7 protein-coding genes are annotated in these 8,667 nt (G+C 68.1%); 1 reads left to right on the forward strand and 6 read right to left on the reverse strand.

Translation table 11 applies throughout. The annotated features are described in order from the left end of the window. From QZY03_RS14000 to QZY03_RS14025, 6 genes are all read right to left on the reverse strand, one after another. The coding region (locus tag QZY03_RS14000) for a formylglycine-generating enzyme family protein (RefSeq protein WP_295582013.1) at positions 1-2,661 on the reverse strand (2,661 nt) is incomplete at its 3' end. Continuing rightward, the gene (locus tag QZY03_RS14005; protein ID WP_295582015.1) at positions 2,627-3,667 is read right to left on the reverse strand and encodes a hypothetical protein; all 1,041 of its coding nucleotides are present in this window, start codon (positions 3,665-3,667) and stop codon (positions 2,627-2,629) included. The genes QZY03_RS14005 and QZY03_RS14000, both read right to left, overlap by 35 nt. Beyond that, a complete protein-coding gene (locus QZY03_RS14010) occupies positions 3,664-4,734 on the reverse strand; it encodes a MoxR family ATPase (RefSeq protein WP_295582017.1) in 1,071 nt (356 codons plus the stop codon). The genes QZY03_RS14005 and QZY03_RS14010 overlap by 4 nt, the downstream gene beginning before the upstream one ends. An 11-nt stretch (positions 4,735-4,745) precedes the next feature. Further along, a complete protein-coding gene (locus QZY03_RS14015; protein WP_295582019.1) occupies positions 4,746-5,051 on the reverse strand; it encodes a hypothetical protein in 306 nt (101 codons plus the stop codon). Further along, positions 5,036-6,259, reverse strand: a complete 1,224-nt coding sequence (locus tag QZY03_RS14020) for a hypothetical protein (protein WP_295582020.1) — start codon at positions 6,257-6,259, stop codon at positions 5,036-5,038. Before QZY03_RS14020 ends, QZY03_RS14015 begins: the two co-directional genes overlap by 16 nt. Positions 6,260-6,289: 30 nt before the next feature. Beyond that, the gene (locus tag QZY03_RS14025) at positions 6,290-6,583 is read right to left on the reverse strand and encodes a trypco2 family protein (protein ID WP_295582022.1); all 294 of its coding nucleotides are present in this window, start codon (positions 6,581-6,583) and stop codon (positions 6,290-6,292) included. A gap of 237 nt (positions 6,584-6,820) precedes the next feature. On the opposite strand from QZY03_RS14025, the gene QZY03_RS14030 reads away from it, so the two are divergent. Beyond that, complete coding sequence (locus tag QZY03_RS14030) at positions 6,821-8,539, forward strand: DUF262 domain-containing protein (RefSeq protein ID WP_295582024.1); 1,719 nt, start codon at positions 6,821-6,823, stop codon at positions 8,537-8,539. The last annotated feature ends 128 nt before the right edge of the window (positions 8,540-8,667 follow it).

Consider the following 8,667-nt stretch of genomic DNA (forward strand, 5'->3'; position numbering starts at 1 on the left):
AGCGGCAGGTCCGGCGCGCTCCGCGGCCGGCCCGACCGGCTCACTGACCTGAACTCGGGCGCACCGGAAGCCAAGAAGACCGTAGCGGCTGCCGGGCGCGTCCTGGCCGCGGCACGCGCAACGGCAGTCCCTCGCGTTGCCGTCCCAGGACCCGCCACGGATAACCCGACCCGCGCCAGCGTCATCGGAGGGCCAAGCAGAACCATCTGGCGGTGCGCCATCGTACCCGTCATGCCAGGCATCTTCCAACCATTCCCAGACGTTGCCGAGCATGTCGTAAAAACCCCAGTCATTGGGCCGCTTACCCTTGACCGGATGGATCCCGGCCTTGCCCCCGGGATATTGCAAATCCTTCAACCACGACCGCTCAAGCCCATTGTCCAATTCGAAATCGACATTGCTGTTGCCGCCGTACCAGGCGATCGGGTCCAGCGCCGGGGCATTGGCATCGCCCAGGATCTCGATCGGGCCGGTATAGAGCGCGGCGTCGCTGCCGGCGCGGCAGGCATATTCCCATCGCGACTCGCTCGGCAGCACGAAGCGCTCGTCGGCGTCCCCAAGGTGCGCAAGACGCCGATTCAGGGCGGCGACGAAGCTTTGCGCGTCTTCCCAACTCGCCCCTTCGACCGGCCGGTCCGGCGTCTTGAAGGTGCTTGGATTCTCGCCCATCAGCGCCTCCCACAGGGCCTGGGTACAGGGCGTATCGAAGAGCCAATAGCCGGCGCCCAGCGTCACCGGATGGCGCGGACCTTCCGCGCGCCTACGGCCCGGCTCGTCGTCCGGCGACCCCATGAGAAAGCGCCCCGGCGGGCACCAGCGCAGGCGCTGGATGACCGGCTGGCCGCCCGCGTCGGGCGCGATGGCGATCTCGGCCCAGAGGCCGAAGCGGTCACGACCCATGGCGCTGGCCCAGGCGGGGCGCGGGGTCCGGCGCAGGGTGAGGATGGCGCGCTCGGTGCGCACCTCGACCGCGGGGGCATCGGGCAGCGTCACCGCCGCGGGCGCGGCGCTGTCCAGGCGCAAAGGCTCCGACCCGCCGAAGTCCGCTCCGCTGCCTCCGGCTCCCTCCTGCCCGCCGGGCTCACGAACCTGAACTCGGGCGCAACGGAAGCCCAGGTCGTCGACACGGACAGCGGGCGCGACCCTGCTGCGGGAGGCGCAACGGCAGAAGCGCGCGACGTTGAGCCAGGAACCGCCGCGGACCACCCGAGCCGCGCCAGCGGCATCAAGCCACGCGGAGCCATCGGTCGGCGCACTGGAATAGTCGTCATGCCAATGGTCTTCGACCCACTCGTAAACATTGCCCAACATGTCGTAGAGTCCCCAGGGGTTCGGCTGCTTCTCGCCGACCGGATGGGTGCCGGACTTGGGGTTGGGATACTGCTGCTCCTTCCACTCGGACGAGTCCCACCCGTTGGCCAACTCGAAACCAACCCCGCTGTTGCCGCCATACCAGGCGATCGGGTCCAGGGCCGGGGCGTTGCGCTCACCCAGGATCTCGATAGGGCCGGTATAGAGTGCGCTGTCGGTCCCGGCCCGGCAGGCATATTCCCACTGGGCCTCGGTCGGCAGGGTCAAATCCAGTCCGGGGACCAGCCCATTGAGGCGGGCAATGAATCCCTGAACATCCTCCCAACTCACCTGCTCCACCGGCCGACCGGGGCTTTGAAACCCGCTCGGGTTGGCGCCCATCACGGCCGTCCACAGGGCCTGAGTGCAGGGGGTGTCGAAGAGCCAGAAGCCGTCCCCGATCGTCACCTGGTGCCGCGGGCCTTCGTCGGAATACCGTCCCGGCTCGTCCTCCGGCGAGCCCATCAGGAAGGTGCCCGGCGCGATCCAGCGCAGGCGCTGCACGACACGGCTGCCGGTCGGGTCCGGTACCGAAAATTCGATCCAGTCGCCGTACGCGTCGGTGCCGCGGCGATCCGCCCAGGGGGGCAGGTCATCCAGGGGCAAGACCTGAACCAGTCCGCTGCCGCTCTCGATGCGTCCAAGCAGGCTGCGCCCGGCGCGGCCCGCGGTCATGCCGCCAACCAGGGTGACCTCCAGGCAGTCCGCGGACTGGCAGAGTTCCAGGTGGCGGACGGCACCCGCGGGGGCAAAGGCGGGGTCGAACCCGGGCGGCGGCTGGTAGCCGGGTTCCTGCGCGTGCACCGCCCAGGACAAGCGTTGCAGCGCTTCCCCGACGCCACCCGCGGACCAGGCGTGCTCGGGCAGGCGCCGCTCGCACCGGCGGTACCAGGCGAGCGCCGCACCCGGCACCCCACCCGGCAGGACGGCGCGCGCCTGTTGGCTGAGCTGGCGAAAGAAGCGTTCGGCCAGTTCGAGATCGCCGGCCGCGGGCAGCAAGGCGCGCGAGCGCGGGGCGAGCGACAGGATCTCCTCGAACCACAGTTCCTGGGGGGCGTGCTTGCGCCAGACGCGCAGCAAGGCGAGCACCTGCCGCTGGAGTTCAGGCGGCTCGTCGGCAAAGTCGGCGCGCAGGCGCGCGGCGGACTGGGGGTCCAGCGTCGCGCCGGCCGCCGCGGCACCGATCACCGCGGGGTGCTGCCAGGCATCCAGCTCGGTGCCGGCGTCGGCCTGCGCGGCGGGCAGCAGCAGGCGCACGGCGCGCAGCAATCCGGGCTCAATGCGCACGGCGGGCGAGACCAGGCGCAGCAAGCGTTCGGCGCGGGCGTCGAGGCTGTCGGGCGCATTGTTGTCGGGGCGTAGGGTCCGCTGCGCGGACCGCTCCCCGTACCGTCCCCCCCCGACCGCTCCCCGAACCGTTCCCCCCCGACCACTCCCCCCCCGCCCGCTCCCAAGCAATCAGCTCCCAGACCTCGCGCAGCCCCGGTCCGTGGCGCGACAACGGCAGCGGGGTCAGCGCGACCGCACGGCAACCGGCCGCGCGCAGTGCGGCACCCAGGCGCAGCCAGTGTCGCGACACCGCCGGATCGCCCCGTTGCGCACCACCCAGGTCCCCGAGCACTAGGACCAGGGACCCGGGCGGCGGCATCCGGTACGCCAGGGTCCGGCCATCGCGCCCAAGCAGCCGCGGCCGGTCCAGGTCCTCCCACAGGATGCCGCGCTCCAGCGCGTGGACCGGCAGCAATGACGCCAGGCGCCGGGCGACGACATCCTGATCGGTCCAAATGGGCACCAGTCGCTCGCTGCGGTCGACGATGAGCTGCACGCGCGGACCCCAGCGCGGACGCCGCTCGTAGGGCACGCGGGCGAGTTGGCGCCCGCGACTGATCAGGGCGACGATCCGTGCCACGTCGGGCGTGCGGGTGGCGACACGGGCGGCGGCGCGGGCGCGCAGGCGCGGTTGAAGCTGCCGCCAGGGGCAGAGCAGGCGGAGCGCCGGGTCTTCGCCGGGACGCCCGGTCCAACGCACCTCGGCGATCGGCAGCGGCGTTTCAGGCTCGGTTGGATCGGCCAGGGGCCGGTACGCGGTCGCCTGCCAGAAAAGCGCGGGGAGCAGCGTGCTGGGCTGGGGCGTCGGCGCCGCCGTGGGGACCCCGCCCGCAACCGTCATAGGTGAGACGCAATCGCCCTGAATCGTCAGCGGACGCACCAGGGGCTCATAGCCGAGCAGCGCCGCGGTGATGTCGAGCAACCGCGGGTCCGCGGCGGCGAGCGCCCGCACCAGGTCGGCACGCCCGCCGGCGGCCCGTGGCGTCACGTTTCCTCCGGGTCGACCCCGGCGACGGACTCGGGGTGTTTCCTGAGCACGAAACCCGCCACCTGGTCCAGGATGTCCGCGGCGGTGAGCCCGGCGGCGCCGGGTCCCGCCCCGGCCAACGCGAGCACGGCGCGCACCAGGTCCAGATATTCGGCCTGGCCGGGCAGCGGCAGCCAGTGTTCGCGCCGGGCGGTCTCGCGATCCTCGACCAGGAGGCCCGCGGCGCGGCGCAGGATCTCCGGGTCCGCCCCTGGGAAGTGCGCGGCGGCGCGCCCCATGAGCTGATCGATGAGCCGCTCGCGCTCGCGCGGCAGACGCAGGTGCAGGACGAGGCAGCGGCGCAGGAAGGCATCCGGCAAGGTGCGTTCCTCGTTGGTGGTGATGACCACCAGCGGCGGTTCGCCCACCGCGCTCACCGGAGTCTGGCGGCCGAACGGGGTGAAGCTGCCGGCGCCCAGTGCTTCGAGCAGCCCGTTGGGTACGTCGCTCTCGGCCTTGTCGATCTCGTCGATGAGAACCAGGGCACCCTTTTCGGGGTCGCCCTCGTCGGGCTGGGGCGGGGACTCGATCCCCAGTGCGTGCGCCTGCGCCAGGGCGCTGTTCCAGTCGAAGGCCCACCAGAGTGCGCGGGGCTGGACATAGCGGGAGACCGCCAGCCGGACGCGCGCCGCCGCCTCCAATGCCGCCCAATCCGCGGTGCAGGCGTCCGCCGCTTGGCCGGGGTCCGGGTGCGGCGCCCGGCGCACACCGAAGGCGCCCAGGGCACCGAAGAGCTGGGCGTCGGCCAACCGGGCCACGGCGTCGAAATGCCACAGCAAATCGCGCGATTCGGTTCGCGAATCGACCACCTGAGAGAGGAAGACGCGGCCCAGTGCCTTGGCTGCCGCCCGTGCCAACTGGCTCTTGCCGATGCCAGGCTCGCCGCGCACCAGAAGCGGGCGCCTGGCCGCCAGGGCGGCATTGATGGCGTCGATCTCCTCCGCGGCCAGGACATGGACTTGCTCGGGCACGGTAGCCGAACCGGACAAGCGGACGATGGTTCCGGGTTGGGTGTCGAGGTAGCTCATAAGCGCTCCGGTCAGCGTTTGGGCAGCAGGTCGAGGAAAGGCCGGAAACGATCGTATTCCTTGAGGCGGTGATCGAATTTGGTGCTCAGTTCGATACACATGAGCCCCGGATAGCGGGCGCGCAGGATACGGGCAACCTCACGCAAACGCGCCGCGTCCCCGGCCTCCTCCGGGGAGCGCAGGATCAAATAATGGGTACGGCCCGTGCGGGCCTGGCGCGCAATCTCACGGGCGGCCAGCAGTTGGCGCTCGGCGTCGCTGTGCCTGACATCCCTCTCTGACCGTCCGGCAAAATGGGTGATCAAAAAGCTGTCCACGGCGCGCTCCAATCCGTGCGCCTGATTCTGGTCCAAAGAGAACTTGCGCTCCAGGTGTTCCTCAAGCGCCTTGGCGGCTTGCCGCCCTTCCGCGTCGTAGCCGCACTCCGGTGGCTCGGGCAGGCACAGCCGACCCTTCGGAAAGTCATTGTCTTTGTTGCGGACGCATAGATCCACGGGGCGCCGATCGGCGCCGGCCATGACGATCTCAGCCACGGTGTGGTGATACGCGGGGAGCGTGAGCAGCCCGGCCTGGGCGTCGCCGCAGGCATGGCGCACGGTCTCCACCACGCCGTGATCATAGACCGCGGGCAAGATGGCGCGCATCGCCCCCGCAATCGCCTGGGCCGCCTTCGGATGACTTGAGGTGAGCTTGCGATAGGCGCAGTCGGCATCTCCAGATTGAGCAGACGCCGGGCCACGACCGCAGCGCGCTCGGGATTGGTGCGGCCTTCGAGTTCGACCGCGAGCCCGGGGATCTCCGCGGCGAGGGCACTTACCGCATCAACCACACGGGCAGGGCTCAGCGCGGCACACACTGCCTGCTCCAAGGCATCGCGACGATCTTTACGCTGCTGATAGCCAATCTGCTTGCAGAAGTCCGGCACTTCGCGCAGCAGCCGCCAGATCGGCACCACGGACAGGCGCCGCGCCTTGACATTCTTCGGCACCGAGACGATCACCCCGAAGATGCGCGAGTCGACGAACACCGGACTGCCGGAGGCGCCCTTCCAGGCCTCGGCATTCTCGGGACCCGCGGTCTCGTCGACCTCGAACCGGTCGGCGCTGTCGATGGCGGCCTTGATCGAACCGCCCATGCCGAACGGCTTGCGCGCTCCATTGCGCTTACCTCCGACCCGCGGAAAGCCGACGCTGTACCACTGCGCATTGGGCACCGGGCGCTCTTCGCTAAGGAAGGCGCCCCAACGGTCGATGGACGTAGGCAGGGTGCAGGCGAGCAGCGCCAGGTTCCAGCCCTGGTCTTCCCAGACGATATCCCCGACCGGGCGCCAGCACGGATCGATGTCCCGGCAGCGCCAGCGGATTTCGATGGGGCGGTCCGGGTCGCGCCCGGGGGCGGGAAACAACGGATGGCGGGCCGTGAGGATGCGGTCGCGGGCGATCGGATAGCCGGTCGCAATCTGGCCCTTCTTGCCATTGGTTCCGCACTCGGGCACGAAGATCTCGACCACCAGATCCTGGATCACCGCGACACCTGCGCAGGCTTAGGCTGGACGCTATTTCGTGTCGCCATCCGAGACCAGGGTGTCGCTGCCATCGGCGTTGATCGGGGCGAGCTTGAGACGCAACGTCTGGACATTCTCCAGTTCGCGCCCGGCATCCACTCCGAATTCGCCCACGCAGAATTTGAGGCCGGCCTTGACGCCGCCTTTGCTGGTGACACCGACCTTGATTTCGAGGTCGATGGCGTCGACACGAAACCGTAAGGACTCCGCCGCCGCCGCTTTCTGCGCCAGCGCCAGCTCTCTGCGCAACCCCACCAGCACGTCCGCGAGCTCGATCTCCGCCATGTCTATTCTCCTGTTGCAGTTCGGTCTGTGCCAGAATACCGCGTGCCGCGGCGTTCTACCAATACCTGCAAGATCACCAGCAATTCCAAATTTGGGCGGCATCGCGTGACCCCTGGTGGATGCGGCGCGCGCGACCACCGTGCCGGGTCCCTGACACCGAGCGGCGCGCCTTATCCACCCTACAACGGAGCCCGTTTTCGTAGGGTGGATTATGCTGAAAAGCCGCGCGGAGACATCATGGCCGCTACCAACTTCAAAACTGAGAACACCACCTTTCGCAAGCTCATCGGTAACGGTCTGACCTACCGCATCCCGCGGTTTCAACGTGATTACAGTTGGACGGACGAGGAGTGGGAGGATCTGTGGCTCGACCTGCTGGGCACCCTGCAACCCGGCGGCGAACCGGCCCACTACATGGGCTATCTCGTTCTGCAATCGCCGGACGATAAAACCTTCGAGGTTATCGATGGTCAGCAGCGCCTGACCACCGTCACCATCGTCATTCTGACCATTTTGAAGCACCTGCAGCGTCTGGTGGACACAGGCCGGGAGCCGGCCGCCAACGCCCAGCGACTCACCCAGATCAGGCAGACCTACATCGGCTATCTTGACCCGGTCACCCTGGTGTCGCGTCCAAAACTGGTCCTCAACCGCAATAACAACAGCTATTTCCAGGATTATCTGGTTCCGTTGGGGCACCTACCGCGACGCGGCTTTCGCGCCTCGGAGCATCTGTTGCGCAAGGCGTTCGAGTGGTTCGACAAGCGGATCAGTGAGATCCTCAAACAAGAGACCGGAGACCCCGGCCGCCGCCTGGCCCAACTGGTGGAAGATTTGAGTGACCGGCTGTTCTTCACCGTGATCACCGTCACCGACGAACTCAACGCGTATAAGGTTTTCGAGACGCTCAACGCCCGCGGTGTGCGGCTCTCCGCCACCGATCTGCTCAAGAATTATCTGTTCTCGGTGCTGGATCGCGGCGGCCAGAACGACCACGAACTGCGCAGCCTCGAAGGGCGCTGGGAGTCCATGCTCGGGCGCCTGGGCGCGGAGAGCTTCCCCGATTTTCTGCGCATGCACTGGAACAGCCGCCGCGATTTCGCCCGTCAGGCCGAACTGTTCAAAACCATTCGCGGACAGGTCAAAACCCGCGAGGCCGTGTTCCAGCTCCTGCGCGACATGGACGAGGATCTCGATACCTACCTGGCGCTGTCGTCCCCGGAGGTGTCGGACTGGCCACGGGAACTCAAGGGCCTGGCCGGTACCCTGCGCACCTTCAATGTGCGCCAGCCGTTTCCTTTGCTGCTCGCGGGTCGACGCGCCTTCACCGACACCGACTTCGCGGGTCTGGTGCGCGCCTGCGTCGTCATTTCGCTACGCTACAATGTCATCTGCGGCTATAGCCCCGCCGATCAGGAGCGCATCTACAACAAGGTCGCCGCGCGGATCGCCGGCGGCGGCATCGCTGCCCTCGGCCCGGCCCTTGGTGCGATGGCGGGCATCTACCCGGACGATCCGCCATTCCGCGCCGCGTTCGCCGACAAGACCATTCGCACCACCCAATCCCGTAACAATCGCGTGGCCCGCTATATCCTCTGCGCCCTGGAGCGACACCTGGCACCCGAGCACGGACTCGACTTCACCAGCGACGCCTTTACTCTGGAGCATGTGTTGCCCCAGAACCCCCAGGTGGGCTGGGATGCCTTCACCGACGAAGAAGCCGAGGCACTGGTCTACCGTCTGGGCAACATGACCCTGATGCAGACCGGCACCAATCGGGATCTCGGCAATGTCCCCTATGCCGTCAAGCGTGACACCTATGCCCGGAGCGGCTTTGCGATGACCCGTCAGTTGGCTCAGGACTTCGCGGAATGGACACCGGAGCGCATCGCGGCCCGGCAACTCTGGATGGCCAACCAAGCGACGGCGATCTGGCGGATTGCGCAGCTAGCGTGAGTGTCGGGTCCTGACCAATGATCAACAGCAGCGGCGGGCGCTGCGCGGGTCGAGCGGACTGCTTACCGATGCGTGACAGCCTCGCCAAACAGTCCAGAGTCCGATGCGTTACGCTATCTTGACCAGCC

Origin of the sequence: uncultured Lamprocystis sp. (genome assembly GCF_903933125.1) — a bacterium.
GTDB lineage: Bacteria > Pseudomonadota > Gammaproteobacteria > Chromatiales > Chromatiaceae > Thiodictyon.